This is a genomic window from Neobacillus mesonae (assembly GCF_001636315.1).
GTDB lineage: Bacteria > Bacillota > Bacilli > Bacillales > Cytobacillaceae > Neobacillus > Neobacillus mesonae.
Map to the genome: position 1 here is coordinate 525,313 of NZ_KV440949.1, position 21,356 is coordinate 546,668.

At 39.7% G+C, this 21,356-nt stretch carries 22 protein-coding genes; 11 read left to right on the forward strand and 11 right to left on the reverse strand.

The window, feature by feature from the left end; translation table 11 throughout:
• Nucleotides 1–178 precede the first annotated feature (178 nt).
• Nucleotides 179–1,099: a DMT family transporter gene (locus A6749_RS02575; RefSeq protein ID WP_066384864.1), complete on the forward strand. Its 921-nt coding sequence runs from the start codon at nucleotides 179–181 to the stop codon at nucleotides 1,097–1,099.
• A 37-nt stretch (nucleotides 1,100–1,136) separates the two neighbouring features.
• Here A6749_RS02575 and A6749_RS02580 read toward each other — a convergent pair whose 3' ends face one another.
• Nucleotides 1,137–1,406 (reverse strand): DUF6123 family protein, encoded by a 270-nt coding sequence (locus tag A6749_RS02580; protein WP_066384867.1) that lies wholly within the window; start codon nucleotides 1,404–1,406, stop codon nucleotides 1,137–1,139.
• 38 nt (nucleotides 1,407–1,444) lie between these two features.
• Nucleotides 1,445–1,936 carry a divergent PAP2 family protein gene (locus A6749_RS02585; protein ID WP_066384869.1) on the reverse strand — a complete coding sequence of 164 codons (492 nt, stop codon included), beginning with the start codon at nucleotides 1,934–1,936 and terminating at the stop codon, nucleotides 1,445–1,447.
• Between the two features lie 83 nt (nucleotides 1,937–2,019).
• Here A6749_RS02585 and sspL point away from each other — a divergent pair, with 83 nt between their 5' ends.
• The gene (gene sspL / locus A6749_RS02590; RefSeq protein WP_066400695.1) at nucleotides 2,020–2,157 is read left to right on the forward strand and encodes a small, acid-soluble spore protein L; all 138 of its coding nucleotides are present in this window, start codon (nucleotides 2,020–2,022) and stop codon (nucleotides 2,155–2,157) included.
• A gap of 62 nt (nucleotides 2,158–2,219) precedes the next feature.
• Here the strand turns inward: sspL and A6749_RS02595 are convergent, their stop codons facing one another.
• From A6749_RS02595 to A6749_RS02620, 5 genes are all read right to left on the reverse strand, one after another.
• Nucleotides 2,220–3,113, reverse strand: a complete 894-nt coding sequence (locus A6749_RS02595) for a 5'-3' exonuclease (RefSeq protein ID WP_066384871.1) — start codon at nucleotides 3,111–3,113, stop codon at nucleotides 2,220–2,222.
• A 245-nt stretch (nucleotides 3,114–3,358) separates the two neighbouring features.
• The gene (locus A6749_RS02605; RefSeq protein ID WP_066384874.1) at nucleotides 3,359–4,183 is read right to left on the reverse strand and encodes a sulfurtransferase; all 825 of its coding nucleotides are present in this window, start codon (nucleotides 4,181–4,183) and stop codon (nucleotides 3,359–3,361) included.
• Nucleotides 4,184–4,198: 15 nt separating this feature from the next.
• On the reverse strand, nucleotides 4,199–7,858 hold the full coding sequence (locus A6749_RS02610) for a dynamin family protein (RefSeq protein ID WP_066384876.1): 3,660 nt from the start codon (nucleotides 7,856–7,858) through the stop codon (nucleotides 4,199–4,201).
• 344 nt (nucleotides 7,859–8,202) lie between these two features.
• Nucleotides 8,203–8,772 carry an isoprenylcysteine carboxyl methyltransferase family protein gene (locus tag A6749_RS02615; protein WP_066384878.1) on the reverse strand — a complete coding sequence of 190 codons (570 nt, stop codon included), beginning with the start codon at nucleotides 8,770–8,772 and terminating at the stop codon, nucleotides 8,203–8,205.
• Nucleotides 8,769–9,860, reverse strand: coding sequence for a type III polyketide synthase (locus A6749_RS02620; protein WP_066384880.1), 1,092 nt, complete (start codon nucleotides 9,858–9,860; stop codon nucleotides 8,769–8,771). The genes A6749_RS02615 and A6749_RS02620 overlap by 4 nt, the downstream gene beginning before the upstream one ends.
• Nucleotides 9,861–10,525: 665 nt before the next feature.
• On the opposite strand from A6749_RS02620, the gene A6749_RS02625 reads away from it, so the two are divergent.
• Genes A6749_RS02625 through A6749_RS02635 form a run of 3 tightly spaced genes read left to right on the forward strand, consistent with a single transcriptional unit; the run spans nucleotide 10,526 to nucleotide 12,842 of the window.
• Nucleotides 10,526–10,687 carry a cytochrome c oxidase subunit 2A gene (locus A6749_RS02625; RefSeq protein WP_066384882.1) on the forward strand — a complete coding sequence of 54 codons (162 nt, stop codon included), beginning with the start codon at nucleotides 10,526–10,528 and terminating at the stop codon, nucleotides 10,685–10,687.
• Nucleotides 10,688–10,707: 20 nt separating this feature from the next.
• The gene (locus tag A6749_RS02630) at nucleotides 10,708–11,184 is read left to right on the forward strand and encodes a cytochrome c oxidase subunit II (RefSeq protein ID WP_066384884.1); all 477 of its coding nucleotides are present in this window, start codon (nucleotides 10,708–10,710) and stop codon (nucleotides 11,182–11,184) included.
• Complete coding sequence (locus tag A6749_RS02635; protein WP_066384886.1) at nucleotides 11,184–12,842, forward strand: b(o/a)3-type cytochrome-c oxidase subunit 1; 1,659 nt, start codon at nucleotides 11,184–11,186, stop codon at nucleotides 12,840–12,842. The genes A6749_RS02630 and A6749_RS02635 overlap by 1 nt, the downstream gene beginning before the upstream one ends.
• A 43-nt stretch (nucleotides 12,843–12,885) precedes the next feature.
• Here A6749_RS02635 and A6749_RS02640 read toward each other — a convergent pair whose 3' ends face one another.
• From A6749_RS02640 to A6749_RS02650, 3 genes are all read right to left on the reverse strand, one after another.
• Nucleotides 12,886–13,779, reverse strand: coding sequence for a DMT family transporter (locus A6749_RS02640; RefSeq protein WP_066384888.1), 894 nt, complete (start codon nucleotides 13,777–13,779; stop codon nucleotides 12,886–12,888).
• The gene (locus tag A6749_RS02645) at nucleotides 13,776–15,278 is read right to left on the reverse strand and encodes a carboxypeptidase M32 (protein ID WP_066384891.1); all 1,503 of its coding nucleotides are present in this window, start codon (nucleotides 15,276–15,278) and stop codon (nucleotides 13,776–13,778) included. The genes A6749_RS02640 and A6749_RS02645 overlap by 4 nt, the downstream gene beginning before the upstream one ends.
• A gap of 189 nt (nucleotides 15,279–15,467) precedes the next feature.
• Nucleotides 15,468–15,701, reverse strand: a complete 234-nt coding sequence (locus tag A6749_RS02650; RefSeq protein WP_066384893.1) for a DUF2249 domain-containing protein — start codon at nucleotides 15,699–15,701, stop codon at nucleotides 15,468–15,470.
• Between the two features lie 123 nt (nucleotides 15,702–15,824).
• Between A6749_RS02650 and A6749_RS28555 the strand changes: the two genes are divergently transcribed.
• A complete protein-coding gene (locus A6749_RS28555) occupies nucleotides 15,825–15,977 on the forward strand; it encodes a hypothetical protein (protein WP_164745678.1) in 153 nt (50 codons plus the stop codon).
• A 19-nt stretch (nucleotides 15,978–15,996) separates the two neighbouring features.
• Here the strand turns inward: A6749_RS28555 and A6749_RS02655 are convergent, their stop codons facing one another.
• Nucleotides 15,997–18,357, reverse strand: a complete 2,361-nt coding sequence (locus tag A6749_RS02655) for a nitric-oxide reductase large subunit (RefSeq protein WP_066384894.1) — start codon at nucleotides 18,355–18,357, stop codon at nucleotides 15,997–15,999.
• 243 nt (nucleotides 18,358–18,600) lie between these two features.
• Between A6749_RS02655 and A6749_RS02660 the strand changes: the two genes are divergently transcribed.
• The 5 genes from A6749_RS02660 to A6749_RS02680 are packed head-to-tail and all read left to right on the forward strand — an operon-like array spanning nucleotide 18,601 to nucleotide 21,350.
• A complete protein-coding gene (locus A6749_RS02660; protein WP_066384896.1) occupies nucleotides 18,601–19,293 on the forward strand; it encodes a Crp/Fnr family transcriptional regulator in 693 nt (230 codons plus the stop codon).
• A 25-nt stretch (nucleotides 19,294–19,318) separates the two neighbouring features.
• Nucleotides 19,319–19,552 (forward strand): DUF2249 domain-containing protein, encoded by a 234-nt coding sequence (locus tag A6749_RS02665; protein ID WP_066384902.1) that lies wholly within the window; start codon nucleotides 19,319–19,321, stop codon nucleotides 19,550–19,552.
• A gap of 14 nt (nucleotides 19,553–19,566) precedes the next feature.
• Complete coding sequence (locus A6749_RS02670) at nucleotides 19,567–19,776, forward strand: DUF2249 domain-containing protein (protein ID WP_066384905.1); 210 nt, start codon at nucleotides 19,567–19,569, stop codon at nucleotides 19,774–19,776.
• Nucleotides 19,777–19,788: 12 nt separating this feature from the next.
• Complete coding sequence (locus A6749_RS02675) at nucleotides 19,789–21,033, forward strand: hypothetical protein (RefSeq protein WP_066384907.1); 1,245 nt, start codon at nucleotides 19,789–19,791, stop codon at nucleotides 21,031–21,033.
• 14 nt (nucleotides 21,034–21,047) lie between these two features.
• Nucleotides 21,048–21,350 carry a metal-sulfur cluster assembly factor gene (locus tag A6749_RS02680; RefSeq protein ID WP_066384909.1) on the forward strand — a complete coding sequence of 101 codons (303 nt, stop codon included), beginning with the start codon at nucleotides 21,048–21,050 and terminating at the stop codon, nucleotides 21,348–21,350.
• The last annotated feature ends 6 nt before the right edge of the window (nucleotides 21,351–21,356 follow it).

Consider the following 21,356-nt stretch of genomic DNA (forward strand, 5'->3'; position numbering starts at 1 on the left):
GCCCTTCATTTATATTTTTGCAGCTTTGTTAAATTGTACTAATATATCCTAACTATATTCTTTCTTATCATACCCACATGTGCAATAGAAAAAATATTCTGCGCTGCAGTCATAATTATGATAAACTTTCCATATTGCAAATATATGGACATTTAATGATTCGGAGGCAATTATTGAAATGAAAAAACCGTTTATCGCTGATATAAGTTTATTATTCGTAACGCTGGTTTGGGGGATGACCTTTGTTCTCGTCCAGAATGCCATCGATTTTTTAGCACCGTTTGCCTTTAATGGCATTCGCTTTTTTTCTGCTGCAATTTTGCTTTTTTTATGCCTAATAATCTTTGAACGAGGCCAATTAAAAAAATTAAATGTAAAAGTGGCGGCCTCGGGATTTTTTATCGGATTTTGGCTGTTCCTGGGATATGTGACACAAACAATCGGCTTGCTCTATACAACAACCTCTAAGGCCGGCTTTATTACGGGTTTAAGCGTTGTCCTGGTGCCTTTATTTTCTATGTTTATTTTAAAACAATTCCCAAGCAGAAATGCTGTAATTGGTGTTTTAATTGCGACAATCGGCTTATTTCTGCTGACAATGACGGATGTATCGGCAATGAATATCGGTGATGGCTTTGTCTTCATCTGCGCGGTCAGCTTTGCGCTGCATATCATTTTTACAGGTAAATTCGCTCATCAATACCCAACATTGCTGCTGACGGTGATCCAAATTTTCACTGTTGGGTTTCTTTCCATTATCTCGTCGTTTTTGTTTGAAGATTGGAAACAATCATTAAGGGCCGATGTTTTATTATCGAAAGATGTTCTCATTGCATTGATTGTCACAAGTGTTTTTGCAACAGCGATTGCGTTTTTCATCCAAACAAATTTTCAAAAATATACATCCGCGACTAGAGTGGCATTAATCTTTGCCATGGAACCAGTGTTTGCAGCAATCACCGGTTATTACTGGGCGGAAGAACGGTTGACCTACAGCGCATTATTCGGCTGCAGCCTTATCTTTATGGGCATGATTTTCGCGGAGCTGCCGGCGAAAAAAATCCCGCTGTTTAGAAAAAGGAACAGTATCGAAGGATAATAAAAAACTCCCTTTTTTGAGGGAGTTTTTTCATCTGTTACATCGCTATTAATTCTATGTCCTCTACAAACTTCAGCGCATCTTTTCTTGAGATGATTTCGTTTGTTGTAAAAGTTTCCAGCAATGATACATAGAAACTTCCGTCAAATCTCTTTTGAGCTTTTAATGTCAACTCGATTGCCGTATTAATCAATTCATCGGAAGCATTTGTAAAGTGTTTTCCGAAATAAATAAAACCGATTGCATCCTCTTGAAACTTAAAGCCCTTTCCTTTCAAGTAGTGCAAATAATCCTCAACTGTCCGCACTTACTTTCCATCCCTCTCCAAAAAACTTGCCAATCCCTTTAAAATCTTAACTTAAAATTCGCAAATTTTCTATCCTTTTTTGTACATTTATGCCCGACAATCCCGATCAATGCTCCAAGCAATGCGCCCCCTAATACCTCTTCGGGCTGATGTCCAAGCATTTCTTTTAACTTCTTGGGGGTATCCTGTTTATATTCAACACTTTCTTCTTTATGAATTTTTTCAATTAATTCATTTAATGAATTCACCTTTAACGTCAATTCACCTGTCTGTCTTCTTACCCCTTGGGCATCATACATAACAATCAAACCATAAATAAGCGACAAAGCAAAATCAAACGTCGGCATTCCCCGTTTTAAAGCAATATACGTTGTTAAGGTTGAAACTCCCGCAGAATGGGAGCTTGGCATCCCGCCAGTACTGAAAAATAAATCTGGGCGCCACTCCCGCTTTTTAATATAATGCAACGGAATTTTGATACCCTGCGCAAGTGCAATGCTAAGAAGGGATAAATAGACTCCCCTGTTCATGTTCATCACCTCTACCTTTATTGTTTAGAAAGCGGTGTTTTATTATGCGAATCGGAAATACTAAAAAACGGGAGGTGACCGAAGTGGGTAAAAAGAATAAAAATCGCGGAGTCAAAGCACCGGGGGTAAATCCACAAGGATATGGCCAAGACGCTGAATTCGCCGAGGAACCAAAAAGCAAATTAGAAAACAGAGCAAAAAAATCAAACACAAAAATTTAACGCAAAGGTGTCAGGCACCATGTGCAAAAAACAACATGGTGCCTGACACCTTTTTCCTTTTATTAGGAAATGATTACTTCATCAATTGGCAGAAGACGCTGGAGGCCGCGGATCTCTAGTTCCATTAATTTAGTTAAGGCTTTTTCGCGTTCTATTTTAAGCCCAGCGTCTTCGATGATGCAGCTGACTGGGACGTCGCATTTGATCTCTGCTAATTTTCTTGATAGGTGGAGCATTTCTAGATCCTGTTCGATTTTTGTGCGGTGTGATTTTGAAAGCTGCTCTAAGTTAGCAACTATTCCATCGACATGTTGAAATTCTTTTAAAAGCTTAAGGGCTGTTTTCTCACCAATTCCCTTAACTCCGGGATAATTGTCGCTAGGATCGCCCATTAATGCCTTTAAATCAATCATTTGTCTTGGGGAAATCCCTTTTTCCTCAAAAAAGGTTTCCGGTGTGTGAACAAGATAATTTCCGTACCCCTTTTTTAACAATACTACAGATATTTGTTCGTCCAACAGCTGGAGGATATCCTGGTCACCAGTTAAGATGGACACATGGGCAGCATCTTTGACCTGGTTAGCAATTGTACCAATGCAATCGTCGGCTTCGAACCCAGCTAATCCAATGTTTGGAATATCAAAGGATTCCACAACCTCTTTGACGAGGTCAAATTGCGGGATTAATTCAACCGGCGCTTCGCCGCGGTTTCCTTTATACTCCGGAAACAGCTCTGTTCGAAACGTTTTGCTGCCCATATCCCAGCAGACCGCTAAATGTGTCGGCTTAAAGGTAGCAACAGCGGTAAACATATGCTTTATAAACCCATGAATTCCATTCGTTGGAACTCCTTTAGAATTGATCATAAATTGGCCTGTAACAGCAGTTGCATAAAATGCGCGGAAGAGCAGTGCCATTCCATCAACAAGCATGAATGAAGGCTTTTGATTCATCATTATTGTAACCTCCCATTAGAAAAGCGTAAGCGCCTTGCTCAGGGGCGAAAAGCACAAGACAAGCAGGCAGGAAGGCTGCTTTTTAGCCTTCTTGACGGATTGACTTGTGACCTCGAGCCCCTAGCGCTGGAGCTGGACAATAAAAGCGCAAGCGCCCGTTTAGTGAAGAACACCAATCTGGGCGCTTGTACTTGACAGTTAAAAACAACACGTCTTCCATTATATCATATATACAGTGTAAATACTTAGTCGATTTTATTGTCCTCGTAACTAATCCAATCGCTGAAGCTTCCTAAATACAGCTTTACTTTTTCAAAACCAGCTTCCTTTAAAGCAAGGAAGTTGGGCGTCGCGGTAATACCTGAACCGCAATAAACAATAATTTGTTTCTCAGGATCGACGTCAGCAAATCGTTCCTTTTGCTCAGCGGCAGATTTAAATTTTCCGGCTTCAAACCCTTCTATAAAAGGCTTATTAATCGCTCCCGGAATATGTCCGGCCTTCTTATCAATTGGCTCTTCGATTCCTAAATAACGCTTTGCTTCGCGCGAATCGATTAAAACAGCATCTTTCTTACCGGCTGATACCGCTCTAACTTCTTCAACGTCCGCCAAAAATTCTTCACGAATAATGCTGTGGAATTGAACCTTATCAAACGAAGGCACATCCGCAGTGATTGGAGAACCTGCTTCCTTCCATTGCTTGAAACCACCATTTAGCACAAATACCTGTTCATGGCCTAAATATTGCAGCAGCCACCAAAAGCGGCCGGCAAATGCTCCTTCACCATTGTCATAGGCAATAACCGTAACGGTCTCGTCGATGCCTGCCTCCCCCAGCTTATGAATGAACTCATCCAAATCAGGCATCGGATGACGACCGCCATGCACTCCAACAGGACTGGAAAGATCCTTTTCGATATCAAAGAAAACAGCACCGGGTATATGTCCCTCTGTATAATCCCGGTGTCCCTTCTCCTTATCGGCTAATGAAAAACGGCAATCGACAATTCTAATCCTGCTGTCATGCAGATGATTAAACAGCCATTCATGATCAACTAAATATTTCAAGCCATTTCCCCCTCATCAATGCGCTAATTTTCCCCTTATTTCCACCAGACGATCAAGCGATACACCACCGTCCAATGCAGCTAATAAGCTTAAATAGAAATCGTCCGACTGTTCCTTGAGTTGTTCAAGTAAACGGCTGAACTCATTTGTAATTTCATCCTGGTAATACTGCTTTACTTTCTCAGACTCCCGCTGTAAATATTGATCTGCCAATGGATTTAAGATGTTATTCAGCTCATCCGACATAAATCTCTTTTCATCCTTTTCAAAAAATGCTTTTGGATTTTTAAAATTGGATAATGCTTTTGTAAATACCTGCGATTCTATCTTGCTAAAGGCATTCGGGAAATCCAGCTCATTATTGGTATGTGCTTCAAACCTTGAAAAGGATAGATCATGGTTAATTTCATGCAGATGGCGGATTAGCGCTTCCTGATATTCCGCAAATAATTTTTCCGCAAATCGATCAAGTCTTACAGTGGTTGCCCGCATCTCTTGGGCAAAATCGAAACCGAAGCTCTCCAAAAATTCATCAAGTGCCGACTGCAGTGCTTTTTTCAAGTTGCGGCCATCGTCCTTTAAAGTAGAAGGATTGAATGCTTCCTTAAAGAAGTCACCAAAACGGAAAAAGACCCGCTGTTTAATATAATAGATTAATTCCTCGGCTTCCTGAACCATCCGGCTGTTAAGTGTATCAGCAGTTTGTTTAGCTAATAACTTGCTGATTGCTCCCTTCTGCCGTTCAATATCAAGCCTTTTCTCCTCTTTTATGCTTCGATCTTCTTGTGCTGTTTGAATGAGCTTATTTACAACATCCTGAACCCTTTCCACTTCCTTTTCCGCAGCGGAAACGGCCATTTGCGTCAAATCGTTGGAAATAAATGCTGAGAAATCCTGCTCAAAACGGCCCATTCCTGATGGCACTGCAACAGCCTGATTTGTTTTCTCCCGTAATGCCATCAGACTTGATAACGGATATAGATGCGGATTTCTAATCCCATATTTCATTAACTGCTCTTTTACATAATCACAAACTGCCTCTTTTTCTTCATCATTTTCGGCAAGGTCGATTGCATTAATAATGAAGAACATTTTATCAAGCTGGAAGGATTCCTTAACACGGCCCAGTTGAATTAAAAATTCACGATCTGCCTTTGAAAAGGCATGATTATAATAAGTAACAAAAAGAATGGCATCCGAATTTTTAATATAATCAAAAGCAACCCCAGTATGACGTGCATTAATCGAATCTGCCCCTGGTGTATCTACAAGCGTAATCCCTTTTCGCGTTAATTCACAGTCATAATAAAGCTCAATCCATTCGACATAACAGGACTTTTCTTCCAATGCAACAAATTCATTAAATTCGTTAAGGTCTGTTTCTAAAATCGTTCCAAGCTTTGACACGAAAGAAGAATAGCCCTTTGTAAATGCCTTAAGAAAAGCAAAATGTGTTTTCTCTAAAACGCCGGCCTGCCCTTTCTCAAGCATCATTTCATCAATGACTTTGGCCGCCTCTTGAAAATCTTTCGCCTGTAAATCAAAAACCTTTAGTGATCGGTTAACGTCCTCAAGCATGACCGCACTTTCCTTAAACTTGACCAAAGCCGTTCCATGCTTATGTTCCGGGGTTACCGGCTTGATTTTATTAATGGCTGCCGTTGTTGGATTCGGTGAAACCGGTAATACCTTATCTCCCATTAAAGCGTTGGCAAAGGAAGATTTTCCTGCACTGAAAGCACCGAATAAAGCAACGGTAAAGCCTTTGTTTTCTAGTCTGCCGGCTTTCTCGATTAATTCAGCTGAAAGCTTTTGAAAGCCCGGTAATTCAGAAATTAAGCCGGATGCATGCTTAAGCCGCGCCACAGTCGTTTTCAAATGATCCTCCGCATGCTTAGCGGCTGGTTTCACAGTTGTTGAATCCACATCATTATTTTGCTTAACCGGCTGTTCAATTTTTTCACGTTTAATAGGCGTTATTTGCTGATCTGATTTAATTAGCTCGTATTCTTCCTCTTCCTCGTCAAATAAATGATGGTCATCCCTATTAAATTCTTCCGAGCAGTTTAAAAGATCGTTAATATGCTGCGATTTCCCTGCTATAGTTTGCTGATAGGTTTGGATGGCAGACAATGCGTCTACATATTTCTCCATTTCACTATATTTCTTATCATATTGAGCTTTCAGTTTCGCGGTTTGCTCCGAAACGGCATGCATGAAGTTTTCTTTAAAATCAGCCAGCTGATCTCTTGCAATCTTTTTTACACCATTCGCCACATCCTCGGTGTAATGAAGCAATGATTCACCTGTTAAGCGGGCACCTGGCTTTACGGCATTAACTAGTATTGTTTCAGGGACGGTTAATGAAAAAGATTGTGCAAGCCCGAGCAATTCCCCTTGATTTAATTTTGTTTCTTTTAAAGTCTTTAGTAAATATTCACGTAAATGCCATTCAAGCTGTGATTTTGTTTTATCAACAATGTCTTCATAAAACGTTTTCAGCCTGGCGTTTCTCTCCTCAAGCGTTTTTTGCTTTGAAAATAGGAAGCCTACCTTAAATTCCGGCTGGCATGACTCTAAATACCGTTCAGCAAGTTCTCTTGTTTGAAACGGCATTAAATAGGCATTCTTTAATATTTGATTAACACCCTCATCAAATTCCTTTTCGCATTGACTGGTGCTGTCTTGTAAGTAAGCAAGCTCAGAAGTTAGCTTTTGATAAGATTCCATCAACTCTGTCTTTTCCTGATCAGATAATTCATTTAATGTGTCAAAAACGGATGAAAGCTTATCTTTCTCTGTCTTCCTTGTTTGCTCGGTATGTTCCGCTGCAATCTTTTTCAAGGAATGAAATACTGATGGCAGCAAATACTCATCCTTTGCAGCCAAATGGTCTGCAATAAATTGCTGCAGCTCCTGAAATTGATTCAATGGATGGTCTTTATATTTCAATGTTGTATAAAAAATCTTTGCTGGTCTGACACCCCAGGAGCCAAAGCTATCGATCACACTTTGTTGGAAGTCTATAAACGCCAGTTCCTCATCTTTATGTTTATCAATTTGGTTTACAACTAAGTAAACATCTTTTCCAGCCTCTGTCAGCTCTTTCGTGAACAAAAAGTTAAGCTCTGCCTGAACATGATTATAGTCCATGACATAAAGAATTAAATCAGCAAGGTGAATGGCTGATTCCGTAGCAATCCGGTGGGCATCATCTGCCGAATCAATCCCTGGTGTATCCATTATCACCGTATTGGGCGGCAATTGCGAATCGCTGTTACTAATCTCAATTGCTTCAATTTTGTCTCCATCCTTGCAATAATTTTTTACCAGCCCATAATCATATGGCGCTAAATAAAGACGCGGCTTTTCATTTTTGAAAAATACCTTTGCATAATCCTCGCCGGATTTCACCTTTACCAGGTTGGCGCTGGTCGGGATTGGACTCGATGGCAGTAAATTTTCACCGACAACTCTGTTGATCATCGTTGATTTGCCTGCTGAAAAATGGCCGCAGAAAGCAATCGCGTATTCTCGATTTGCGAGCTTTTTCGCCAGCTGTTTTACTTTTTCGGCATTTTCGGTATCATTCTGCTCTATAAAATATTCATATAGTAAGACAATCTTTTGTTTTAATGTCTGGATTGTCTCATTTGGATTTGCTGTTTTAACCATTTTGTTTTATTCCCCTTAGCAACATGATAATATTCTTTATTTTATACGATAATTTAAACTTTTCCTACCTTGACACTGTACTGAATTACAATTTTACAGAAAAAAATAAAAAAGCCAAGAAGTGTTAAACTCCTTGACCATAATGAAAAGTATTTTTATTGGGTAACATTTTTTAATACGTGCTTCATGACAAATGCGTAAATAATAATGGTTCCGCCTACAAAAGCATAAGCCATATGTAACACTCTCCTTAGCATACTAGTACATGAGAATGAATTTCATTGTTAAGTAGATTTTAGCACAGGTGATAATCGTTTTCAACTGTCCTTAAAAAATTGTCACATTTATTTAACAAGCTTAGGCAGAAATCGTTTATGCGCATGAAAGCTCCCTTCGTATTCCGTCAGACTCTTGAGCGCTTTTTCCTCCTCGGGAATTCTTACGCTGAGTATAATTAAATTTAATAACGAAAAGACCACAAACGTATAGTAGGCTGAAAACAGCAATGGAATCACAATGAATTCCAGTGAAACGACACAATAATTTGGGTGTCTCAAAAAACGGTACGGTCCTTTCATTATTACCTTTGCATTTGGGAGGACAAGGATTTTGGTATTCCAATACCTACCAAGCGAGGCAATAACCCAGACCCTAAGAAATTGCGTTAAAACAAACACCGTAAAAATTACCGGCCAAACCGCTGCAAGCCCGCGATTGAAAAACACTTTTTCAAATATCAATGAGATAAAAAAGAGGATATGCATCGAAACCATATAAGGATAATGGGAAGCTCCGAATTCGATCGCTCCCCTTCGTCTCATCCAATTTTCATTAGTTTTTGCAATTATTAATTCGGTAATGCGAATGACAAATAAATAACTAATAAACCAAATAAAAAGGGAGAAATCGTTCAATCAAACCACCTCAATAGCAGTAATTCCGAGCTGAATCCCGGGCCAAGTGCAGTGCATAAGCCGTAAGAGCCGCGCGGGATCTCCATCTCTAAATAACGCCGCAGCACATACAAAATGGTTGCAGATGACATATTCCCGTATTCTTTTAAGACTTCTAATGATATATTCGTCATTGCTCCGGGGATGTCTAATGCTTTTACATAGGCATCCAAGACTTTTTTACCGCCTGGATGTGCAATAAAATAATCAATTGTTTCGAAATTAAGACGATGCTCTTGTAAAAAACTCGTTACGTTGGGCTTAAGCCAGCTTTCGACGATATGTGGTATATCTCTAGAGAAAACAACATATAACCCTTCATTTTTAACATCCCATCCCATTACATCCAAGGAATTCGGCATTAATGTTGACTGAACGGCCATGATCGAAGGCATAGTCTTTTTTCTTCGAATCTTATCAAGATCACACTCATCACCACAAACCAGTACACAGGCAATCCCATCCGCAAATAAAGAGGTACCAATTAAATTGCTTTTAGACATGTCGTTATGCTGAAATGTAAGACTGCATAGTTCAACCGAAAGGACAAGAACCTTTGCCTTTGGATATGCCAAGCAATACTCATAGGCCCTGGATAACCCAGCGGCACCGCCTGCACAGCCAAGGCCCCATATCGGAATCCGTTTCGTGTTTGCATGGAACGGAAGCAGATTCATAATTCTTGCCTCAATCGATGGTGTGGCAAGCCCCGTTGTCGAGATAAAAAAGATGGCGTCAATTTCTTCCGCTTGGACCTGCCTATTAAGTAACGAAGTATTAGTCAAGCATTTCTCAATAGCCTCTTTTCCTAAGGAAACGGCCGATTCAATGTATGCGTCATTCTTCTCTTCAAATGAATGGCTTTTTCTAAACCAATCTACATTTTTCACAAAATGCCGCTTCTCAATTTGCCCATTCTGAAAAGCTCTCAAAAGTCTGTCAATATCTTTAAATGAATCGGAAAATAACTCTCTCGCAAACATGCTTGCTGTTCCTTGATTGATTTCATATGGAGGTATAGCTTCTGCTGCTGAAATAATAATCGGCATAATCAAACCCCTTAACCTATTTACGGGTATTTTTTCCAGCCTGAACAGAATTATGCGGATTGTTTAACGGGGTGGAAATAAAAAAAGCTCCCCCGATGGAGAAGCAAACGTTTTGAAGGTTGTTGTTGTTGTGCCCTTTCATTATATAACAGGATGGATGGACAAGCATCGCACAATCTTTTCCAATTTTTAAATTATTTATTTTTCCGGCTGTTTTTGCACTTCTATTTTGATTTTATTACTGGCAATCGTTCCACATATTTTACACGGTTCCATTTTGTTATATAGCAATCTGCACTGTTCACAATAATATTTCTCCATAATCCACCACTCTCTTTTCGAAAATAAAAAAACAGTTTTTTTGTTATTTTATTTCTGTCATTTCTACAATGTGACAGAAAAAAGAAGTGATTTAGATTACAAATATTCAATTAGTAAAATCACATCTGAAATGTGATAATTCACATTTTCTTCACATTTACAGCTAGTGGTTTGTGACTTAAATCACTGTTATATCAAGTTTTTAACATTACCATAGTAAATACCTTAGTAATGAACAATTTGTGAACTGCGATATTTCATATTTTACTTTCCCAATTGTTTTGTATTATGAAAGAGAACTTACTAAATTTATTTTCCAAACTTTCGGAAGGGAGTGTTTACGGATGGCAAAAGCAGAATTAAAAACGGTTGTAAAAATGAAACAAAAAACCGAAGTGGAAGACAGCTCTTCGTTAAAGGGTACATTTGCATCAGTTTTATTCTTAGGGTTATTCATTATCATTTCATGGCTAAGCGTCTACTTCCTATTCGTAGATCGTTTCTAAAAAATTAAGGGGGAAAAATTATGCATATGCATAAATTGGAGAAGATTTGGCTGATATTTGGGATCAGCTGCCTGATTATTTTCTTAACAACAGTAGGTGTAAGCGCCTTCTACCTTGGCAACAAACCGCCTAGCTGTTTGACTACCATCGATTCAGAAAAGGTGGATACAACAAAGCCATTCGATAAGCCCGGACTACATAAGGTAGAGGGTAAGGAATGGGATTATGAACTAGTTTATGTGGCATCTGCATTTTCTTATAATCCAGCAAAAGTTGAAGTTCCGCTTGGTGCAAAAGTAAAAGTTATCGCTACTACAAAGGATGTTATTCACGGTTTTGAAGTAGCAGGAACAAATATCAACATGATGCTTGAACCTGGTTATATCAGTGAATATACAACAACATTCGATAAAGCCGGTGAATATTTAATCGTATGTAATGAGTACTGCGGTTCAGGTCACCATTTAATGTTCTCGAAAATTGAGGTGGTTAAATAATGCTAAACAGTTATTCAGCAAAAACAAAAGTTGACCCTAAAGATGCAAAGCTTTCAATGGCACACTTCTTCGTCGCCTTTGGAGCACTCGCCCTTGGCGGATTAATGGGTTTATTACAAACCCTTGTCCGCTCCGGAAAATTTGAACTGCCGCTAGGAATTGGCTATTATCAAGTTTTAACCGCTCACGGAGTATTAATGGGACTTGTTTTGACAACGTTTTTTATCATGGGGTTTCAATATGCAGCTGTAAGCAGAACAGCTGGTCCGCATTCAAATGCTGCCAGACGCACAGGATGGATTGGTTTTTGGTTAATGACCGCTGGAACACTTATGTCCGGAACCATGATCTTACTTAACGAAGCATCTGTCCTTTATACATTCTATGCACCGCTAAAAGCACATTGGATTTTTTACTTAGGCTTAACCTTTGTTGTCGTCGGCAGCTGGGTTGATGGGGCTGCGCAAATTATGACTTATGCCAAATGGCGGAAAAACAACCCGGGAAAACCAAGCCCGCTGTTAAGCTTTATGGCCGTAATTAATACTGTAATGTGGATTGTCGCAACTATTGGCGTTGCCGCAACTGTATTATTCCAATTGCTTCCTTGGTCCTTAGGTTTAGTTGACCGCGTGGACGTATTAGTTAGCCGTACCCTATTCTGGTACTTTGGCCATCCGCTTGTATATTTCTGGCTGCTTCCTGCCTATATGTGCTGGTATGCGATTATTCCGAAAATTATCGGCGGAAAAATATTCTCGGATTCATTGGCTCGTTTATCATTTATTTTATTCCTGCTATTCTCAATTCCGGTTGGTTTCCACCACCAATTAACCGAACCAGGGATTGATCCTGCATGGAAGTTCTTACAAGTCGTTTTAACATTTATGGTTGTTATTCCATCATTAATGACAGCATTCTCTTTGTTTGCTACATTTGAAAGATATGGCCGCAGCAAAGGCGCCAAAGGCCTTTTCGGCTGGTTTAAGGTACTTCCATGGAACGATGCCCGTTTCACAGTTCCATTTATCGGAATGGCTTCCTTTATTCCTGCAGGTGCAGGCGGTATTATTAACGCTTCTAACCAAATGGACCAGGTTGTTCATAATACGATTTGGGTAACCGGACACTTCCATTTAACAGCTGCAACATCTGTTGTGTTAACTTTCTTTGGAATTTCGTATTGGCTTGTACCGCATTTAACCGGTCGTAAATTAACGAAGGCCATGAATAAGTTAGGCATTATCCAAGCTTGGGTATGGTTTATTGGAATGGCATTCATGTCTGGGGCGATGCATATCCAAGGTCTGTTAGGCGGACCGCGCCGTTCATCCTTCTCAACTTACGGTGATTCTCAGCAGGCACTGGATTGGATTCCGTACCAAATCGCTCAAGCAGTCGGCGGAACCATTTTATTCCTTGGCATTATCTTAGTCTTGATAATATTCATTAACCTTGCTTTTTTCGCACCAAAAGGAGACGAAGAATTCCCTGTTGGTGTGGCGGAAAATCTTGAGGAAAAAGCACCAATGGTATTCGAAAACTGGAAATTGTGGCTCGGCATTACCGCCGCACTAATTCTGTTCGCTTACACGATTCCATTTATCGATATCATCCAAAATGCCCCTCCTGGGTCAAAAGGATTCAAAACTTGGTAAAAGGAAATACGATAGCTTAACTCTAATATTAAAGGCTTCAATCTTAAGTGATTGAAGCCTTTTGTTTTTTCGGGAGATTGACAATAATGACCGATGCCAGAATTACGATGGAACCAATCGCCTGAATCGTGCCAAAGCTCTCTTTATAAAGCAGTAAACTTAATATCGTCGCAACAACCGGTTCTACTGTTGCGATGATCGCAGCCTTGCTGCTTTCAATTTTCTCAAGCCCCTTTGTATAGCAGAGAAAGGCAATGACAGTCGGGAACAGTCCAAAGCCGATTCCGTAAATCAATACATCTCCGTTCATTAATAAACTTCCCTTATTCCATAAATGAGTCAGCGGGACCAACGCAACTGAAGCGACTAAAAAGGTATAGAATGTTACGGTATAGGGCTGATATTTTTCCAATGCAAATTTTCCAAAAATGCTGTACAGGGCGTAACCGAAACCGGCTCCAAGACCGGTAATTATTCCGATTGTACTTAGTGATGCCGTATCATTTTGGCTCACACCCGCAATCAGAATACAGCCGAGGATTGTTCCGGTCACTGAAACGACTTTAACCCAGGTCATTTTTTCCTTTAAAAATAGAAACGATAACACAGTGACAAATGCCGGTGACGTATACAGTAAAATGACCGCTAAAGACAGATTCATTTGGTTCACAGAGGTAAAATAACACCAGTTAAACAAGACAATGCTAAAAATTCCCGTCCCAACAAATAACTTAAGATCCGATATTTGAATCTTCATTTGCTGGCGGTACTTCATAAGTCCAATAATCCAAAGTAAAATTGTTGCTGTTACCACTCTGATTGTCACTATCTCCATTGAGGAAAATCCTATACTGGAAAGCTTACGGACAAAGATCGCGATAATTCCCCATAAGGATGCACTAATAGTAATCAAAATAATCGGGTATAAGCGTTTCAATTTAATTGATACACCTTTCCGTATTTATCATACAAGTAATCAATCAGGTATTGGGCGTTTAAGCCTTCACCTGTTACATCTCTCAGGATTTCCAGCGGTTTTTTCAATTTTCCATATTGATGGATATGATTTGTCAGCCACTCTTTTATTGGCCGCAGGTCGCCTGTTTCAAGCAGCTGGTCAAAGTTCGGCAGATCCTTTAACATGGCCTGCTTAAATTGGGCCGCATACATATACCCCAGGGCATAGGATGGGAAATAACCAAAGCTGCCACCTGCCCAATGGACATCCTGAAGCACCCCTTGAGCATCGTTTTCCGGACGGATTCCCAAATATTCCTCGTACATATCATTCCAAATAGATGGAAGGTCTTTTACTTCGATATCCCCATCAAATAACCCTTTTTCGATTTCATAGCGAATAATGACATGAAGCGGATAGGTCAACTCATCAGCTTCAATCCTAATAAAGGATGGCTTTGATTCGTTGATGGCCCGGTAAAAGTCGTCAATCTCCACATCATCAAACTGCCCGCTGGCGAATTTTTTTAATATTGAATAATTCCTTTTCCAAAATGGCAGGCTTCGTCCAACAATATTTTCAAAGAATAGTGACTGTGATTCATGGATTCCTGTAGAAGTGCCATTACAAAGCGGTGTGCCAATTAAAGCTTTAGAAATATTTTGCTCATATAACGCATGGCCGCCCTCATGAATAGTGCCGAAAACGGCAGAACGGAAGTCTTGCTCATCATATTTTGTGGTCACCCGTACATCACCAGGATTTAGGCCGATTGCAAAAGGATGCACAGTCTCATCAAGCCGGCCGGCGTCGAAGTTATAACCCATTTGTGCAAGAATCTCCAGGCTTAAATCACGCTGCTGCGCTTTGGGGAATAATTGAAAAAGAAAATCCGTCTTTGGTTTATTTGGAGATGCCTCAATTTGCTTTACTAATGGAATAATTTTCTCTTTTAATTCTCCAAATACCTTGTCTAGTATCTTGACCGTAATGCCTGGTTCATACAAATCTAGCAGTACATCATATACGTTTTCTTGATGACCCCAGTAGCCGGCAAACCGTTTGGTCATCTCCACCAGCTTTTCAAGGTATGGCTGAAACATCTGGAAATTGGCCTTTTCCTTTGCCTCCTCCCAGACACTTTCAGCCTTCGATTGAAGAATCACAAATTCTTTGTACTCCCCTGCCGGAATTTTTTTATTCAGGTCATAATCCTTTTTACATTCCTCCAAAATCTTTCTAGTCGTTTCCGGCAATTCTGCCTTTGATAAATTCGCTATGTATGCGGCCATTTCTTCTGATACAGACATATTAAATACTTCCGTCGATAATAATCCGATCACTTCTGACCTTTGATCAACGCCCTGTTTCGGCGCCCCCGTCCTTAAGTCCCAATAAATAACACCGAGGGCTTCATTGTAGGCGGTCATTTTTTTAACATATTCCAAAAACTCTTTTTCTACTTGTACAATTTCCATGACTCTTTCCCCCTTTTTCATAATTAAATCTTATCATATTCTTCTGAAAAATTTATACAAAAAAAGACAACAGAAATAAATTCTGTTGTACAATAAATTTATGGAAAAAAAGAGGATACTTATGAAAAATATACAATCAAACGTTTAGAGAGAGTGAAGCGGCTAAGGCTTTTCAGCCAATTGCCAAGATTACTTCTTACTTATAAACACTTTCCAAGTTTCAGGTCCTTCTTCAAGGTATTCCCAAGTAAACTGCTCCGGTCTTTCCATCATAAATTGATAGAGCAGCGGTCTTGGATCATGATCATTAACGATTTGCATCGTTTCACCGGCGGCTAATTCATCAAACGCCTTAAAAATGGTTGGATGTTTTTCCCTCGGCGGATAATCTGGTACATTGATAACTTTTGTAAATGTTTGCATCATTTTCACTCCTTATATTTTGTTAACTTCTATTTCATTATAAAAAATGACTTAACAATGAATAGTGAACCCTATCACACTTTCAACATGATTTTGTTAATAGGGGATTTGGAGGTAGTAATATTGAAAGAATTAGTTGGATCCTGTAAATGCTGCGGGAAGGATATTTATTGTTTGGACGGCTTTTTTAACGGCGTTATTACAGATGATAAACAAACCTATTGTTTTGACTGCCAAGGAGCCATTTCAAAAGAAACAGAAAATCCGCAAGGCTAACCTTGCGGATTTCCCATTCTTACTCCTCATCAACCGAAAGATCCTTCACCGGCAGCTTCTCTTCTTCTTTATGAGTTGGTTTACGTAAATTGAAGAGCGCTTTAATACAGAACAGGGTTAAGACTATGACTCCGATTAAAAAGATGGTGTCAGGCACCGCACGCCAGGTCAAAATCGTCTGAACAAGATCCTGTTTTAAGAAGGTCGATGACCGGCTTGCAGCATATCCATGATAGAATGCTTCTTTAATTTGCATGAACCCTACTGGAAGCAATGAGAAAAAGACCATTCCGGCAAGTCCGATATTCAGCATAATACAGCTGAATTTAATCCATTTATCATTCCATGCCTCTGGTTTCACAATATTTCGTAATGAGTATAACAATACGGCGCAGGCAAACATACCGTATACGCCCATCATCGAACCATGCCCGTGTGTTGGTGTTAAGAATTGTCCATGTTCAAAGTAGGCAACAGCCGGCAGGTTAATTAGGAAGCCCAGCACGCCCGCACCCACTAAGTTCCAAATTGCAACGGAAATAAGGAACCAGAATGTGCCTTTGTATGGAAAATCGACACCGCCATCACGCATCATCTTATACTGTTCATATGCTTCAAGAATTAACAATGTTAACGGAATAACTTCTAATGCCGAGAATACGGCACCCAGCGCAATCCAAACCTCTGCGGACCCATTGTAATAATAATGGTGGCCAATGCCGATGACGCCGCTTCCTAAAAGTAAAGTTAACTGAAAATACAATTGTCTTACAGTTGATTTTTTTGTTACAAGACCTAATTGCACTAATAAGAACCCAATGACAACGACCGCAAATACTTCAAAAATCCCTTCAACCCATAGATGGATAATCCACCAGCGCCAGTAATCGGCGAAGGTAAAGCTCGTATCAGGATTTATAAATAATGCAAAGATATAAAAAGCAGGTACTGCAATTGCAGAATAGAATAATAAGTGGATCAAGCCGCCTTTATCTGACTCCTTCTTCAGCCCAGCTTTAATTCCCCGGAAGACAATAAATAGCCAGATGAACATCCCTGCTATGAGTATCAGCTGCCAAACCCTTCCGAGTTCGATATATTCCCAGCCGGAATGACCTAGCAAGAACCAGTTGTTTCCGAGATAGCCTTTTGCTCCAAGCCATTCGCCTGCCATACTGCCGCCGACAAGAATAACCAATGCCCAGAATAAAATATCTACCAATAAACCTTGCTTCTTCGGCTCATAGCCGCCAACAAGCGGTGCAACATAAATCCCCATACCAAGCCAGGCGGTCGCAATCCAGAAGATCGCCAGCTGCAGGTGATATCCTTTTGTGATGTTGAATGGAAGGATATCATGAATCCACTTTATTCCAAAGAAGCTGTCCGGTTCAATATAATAGTGAGCAAGCAAAGCCCCAAACATACATTGTACAAAGAATAACACCGAAACAACTGTAAAGTACTTCCCTGTTTTTACTTGGGAGTTTGTTACCGGCATTTTTCGTAAATCAATCCGCGGGAAGTTCCCTTCCTTGTATGCCTCTTTCATGCTAAATTGATAGCGATAGAAAAAGTATAATATGACCCCTACCATTAAAATTAAAATCGTAATACTAGCGCCGCTCCACCAAACTGCCGAAAAGGACATATGATTGCCGGCATCCTCGTAATACGGCCAGTTATTCGTGTATGTAATCTTATCACCTCCACGAACAGTACTGGAAAGCCAAGCGGTCCAGAAGAAGAAATCAGATATTTGCTTGATTTGGTCGCCTTTATCAACATAGGCCCGGTCGGTCTTGGGAATGTCTGAATCTTTGATTAGATTTGCCTTTAAGCCCCAGCCATCGCCTTTTGTGAAAATCCCCTTATAATATTCTCTTATTTTTTCCAGTCCAAAGGCTTGCGCATCGGTTAACTGCAGCGAATCTTTACTAGAATTATAGCGGTTTTTCCGCATTTCCTTAATGACTTGATTCTTAATGATTGATTTTTCATCTTCACTTAAGGAAGAAAAGTCTTTACCGAATTGTTGATTTGCTTTAAAATCCTGCATTCCTTCCGTATATATTTTCAGAGACTCAGCTGTATAATCTGGTCCCATATATGACCCATGACCTAACACTGTACCATAATCCATTAACCCGTATTTTTGCCAAACTGCCTGGCCGCCCATGATAGACTTTTTCGTCAGCAGCACTTCACCTTTTTGATTGGTTATTTCAAGCGGTCTTGGCGCCTGCTCCTTAAAGATCCAATAGCCGCCGCCAAGCAGGACGGTAAAGCTGATTAAAATGGTCACTATTAAAATGGACTTCAATAGGGCATTCTTATTTTCCTTCACCATTTTGGTTGGTGCTCCCCGTTGTATTTCCATGCAAGTCATCCTCTCTATTTTTTTACATGACTTATTCTAGCCCTCATTAAATTCGTATATAGTGAGTTGATTCATTTTTGTACTGTGATTTTTCTCACACTACTGCTCATATTTTCACACATTTGTCACATTGAGAATTATTTTCACAAAAACTAAGATTCTATGACGCAGGTCACATATTTCCTGTGATGACATTGCTACAATGAAAGCGAATCGGAATTAATAACACGAAGGTGATGTTTAATGAGAAAGGAAGACATTGAAAAAAGGCTGTCTGATGTTCCTTTATTTAAAGAACTTTCAGCAGATGAATTGGCGCCCATCATTGAAATCGCGCAAACCCGTTTTTATAAGCATAAAATGTATGTTTTCATGCAGGATGACCCCCTTGACAGAGTTTTCTTTATCCATAGCGGCAAAATCAAAATATATAAAACAGATTTCACCGGTAAAGAACAAATTGTCTCTGTGTTAGAACCGGGGGAAATGTTTCCTCACGCCGGGTTCTTTCGAAAAGGAAATTTTCCGGCCCATGCAGAGGTGATCGAAGATGCTCAATTAATCGTCATTCCAATTGATAAATTTGAGGAAATTCTACTTACCTACCCTGAACTTTGTATTAAACTCTTTAAAGTGCTGGGAGAAAAAATTGTTGATTTGCAAGGAAGATTAGAAGCTCAAGTCCTTCATAATACCTTTGAACAAATTGTTTTGCTGCTGATTAGGCTTTGTAAATCGAACGGAGAAAAAAGCGGCGAACGTGTCAGACTGACGACCCAATTTACAAACCGTGAATTAGCCAACATGATTGGTACTTCAAGAGAAACCGTCAGTCGGACAATGAATCTGTTAAAAAAGAAAGAACATATTCTCCAAACTGAAGAAGGCGATTATTTTATTGATCGCGAAGGATTGCAATCGGAATTATTAATTTAAAAATATCAGATAAAGGATGATTGGAATGGAACGTAAAATTATTGAACTAGATGTCCGTGAAGATTTGAAAAATAAGATTGAACCATTTCAAAAGATTATGGAGGCGGTAAAAGAATGTAAGAAGGATGATGTCTTTATTCTCCATGCTCCGTTTAAACCGACTCCGTTGTTTACCGTCTTAAAAGCAAAAGGCTTTTCACATGATGCTGAAGAAATTGAGAAAAAGCACTGGAAAGTAACTTTTACAAAAAACAATTAGGAGTGTGGACAATTATGAATGTATTAGATAATCGCGGTCTTGAACCGCCGCAGCCAATGATGCGGACACTAGCCGCATTGACGAAGATGAAAGATGATGAAGTATTAACGATTATTAATGATCGAAGACCGATGTTCCTGTATGAACAGCTGGAAGAGCTAGGCTATAAACAGCGAACTGAAGAACAATCCGACGGTAGTTTCAAAATTGAAATCTTCCGTTAAGAAGGTGAATATATGCTTCCGCAAAACTTAGGAAGTGAAACGAATATAAAGCTTCCTTTCTCATTTATTATTTTTAGTTTACTTGCCCTAACAGGATCACAGCTTGTGCTGTTATTCAACGGGCAGATGATGACAGGCGGCGGCTTTCGAGTTCCGGCCATATGGTCGGCAGCCCACCTTTTAATTCTTGGCTGGGCCTTGATGGCCGCCATGGGCTCGATGTATCAGCTCGTACCCGTCGCTTTCTTGACAAAAATATGGAATGAAACGTTCGGCTTTATTCAGTTTTTTATTACAGGAGCTGGCATTATCTTATTTGCAGCAGCCCTATATTGGGCGCCTCGTGATGCGATGATACCGGGTATTATGACCTTGCTGGGAATTTTAATGTTTTTATTCCAAATGGTGATGACACTTAAAACTCAGGCAAAGCCAAACATCTTATCCGCATTTGTCGGGACTGCATTGATTTGTTTATTTTTAACCATTTCATTAGGCATAACACTCATCTATTGTTTAAAAACAGGGACAGGCGCCTACTATTATCAAGCCATATTTAAAAGTCATTTATTAATGGGGCTTACTGGATGGTTTACGCTGTTAATTTTCGGATTTTCCTATAAGATGGTGCCGATGTTTTCATTATCACATGGTTTCCCGATGGTTCATGCCAGATTTGTATATGGCTTTTATGTGTCGGGACTTGTCATTACCGTGATTTCTTTCTTTACCGGACAAGGACTTCTCATAAAGGCAGGCTTCCTTTTCATGCTGATTGGCTTTTCCATCTTTAGCTGGCATGTCAGCATTATTATTAAAAAAAGATTAAAGAAAAAGCTGGATAAACCATTTTCATTTTCCTTAGCAGCGATAGGATTCGGAAATATCATCCATTTAGCAGCCTTTATCCTGTTATGGTCGCGAGCATTTAGTGAGTTTGCCGGACCTCTTGTTTATTCTTATATCCTGCTTTGGATTATCCTTAGCATTACCGGCTATTTATATAAAATCGTCCCCTTTCTATGGTGGACCCATAAGTACAGCAAAGAAATCGGTAAGACGAAAGTCCCTGCGCTGAAGGATATGATGAATGAAAAAATCATTGTTCCAGTCCTGTCAGTTTTTATTGCAGCGGTATGGATTATTATTTGTTCCTTAATTGTAAAATCAGTAATGCTGTTTAATATCGGACAATTTGCTGTTTCGCTTGCATTTGTTGTGATTGCACTTTCCATCATTAATGTTCTAAAAAAATAAACGAGGTGTTTATCATGAATCTAGAAGAAAAAATTCTTGACGCATTAAAAAGTGTTTATGATCCGGAGTTAAATATTAATGTAGTAGATTTAGGCCTAATTTATGGAGTCGGTATTTCGGATGAGGGCAATGTTCAAATAACGATGACCTTAACTACCCCAGGCTGTCCGCTCCATAGCAGCATTACAAGCGGTGTCCGCTACTGTGTCGAAGCACTTGAAGAAGTAAAAAATGTCGATGTCAACCTCGTCTGGCAGCCAGCATGGTCCCCGGATAAAATGACAGAAGACGGAAAAAAAGCATTAGGAAGATGGTAAATGAAA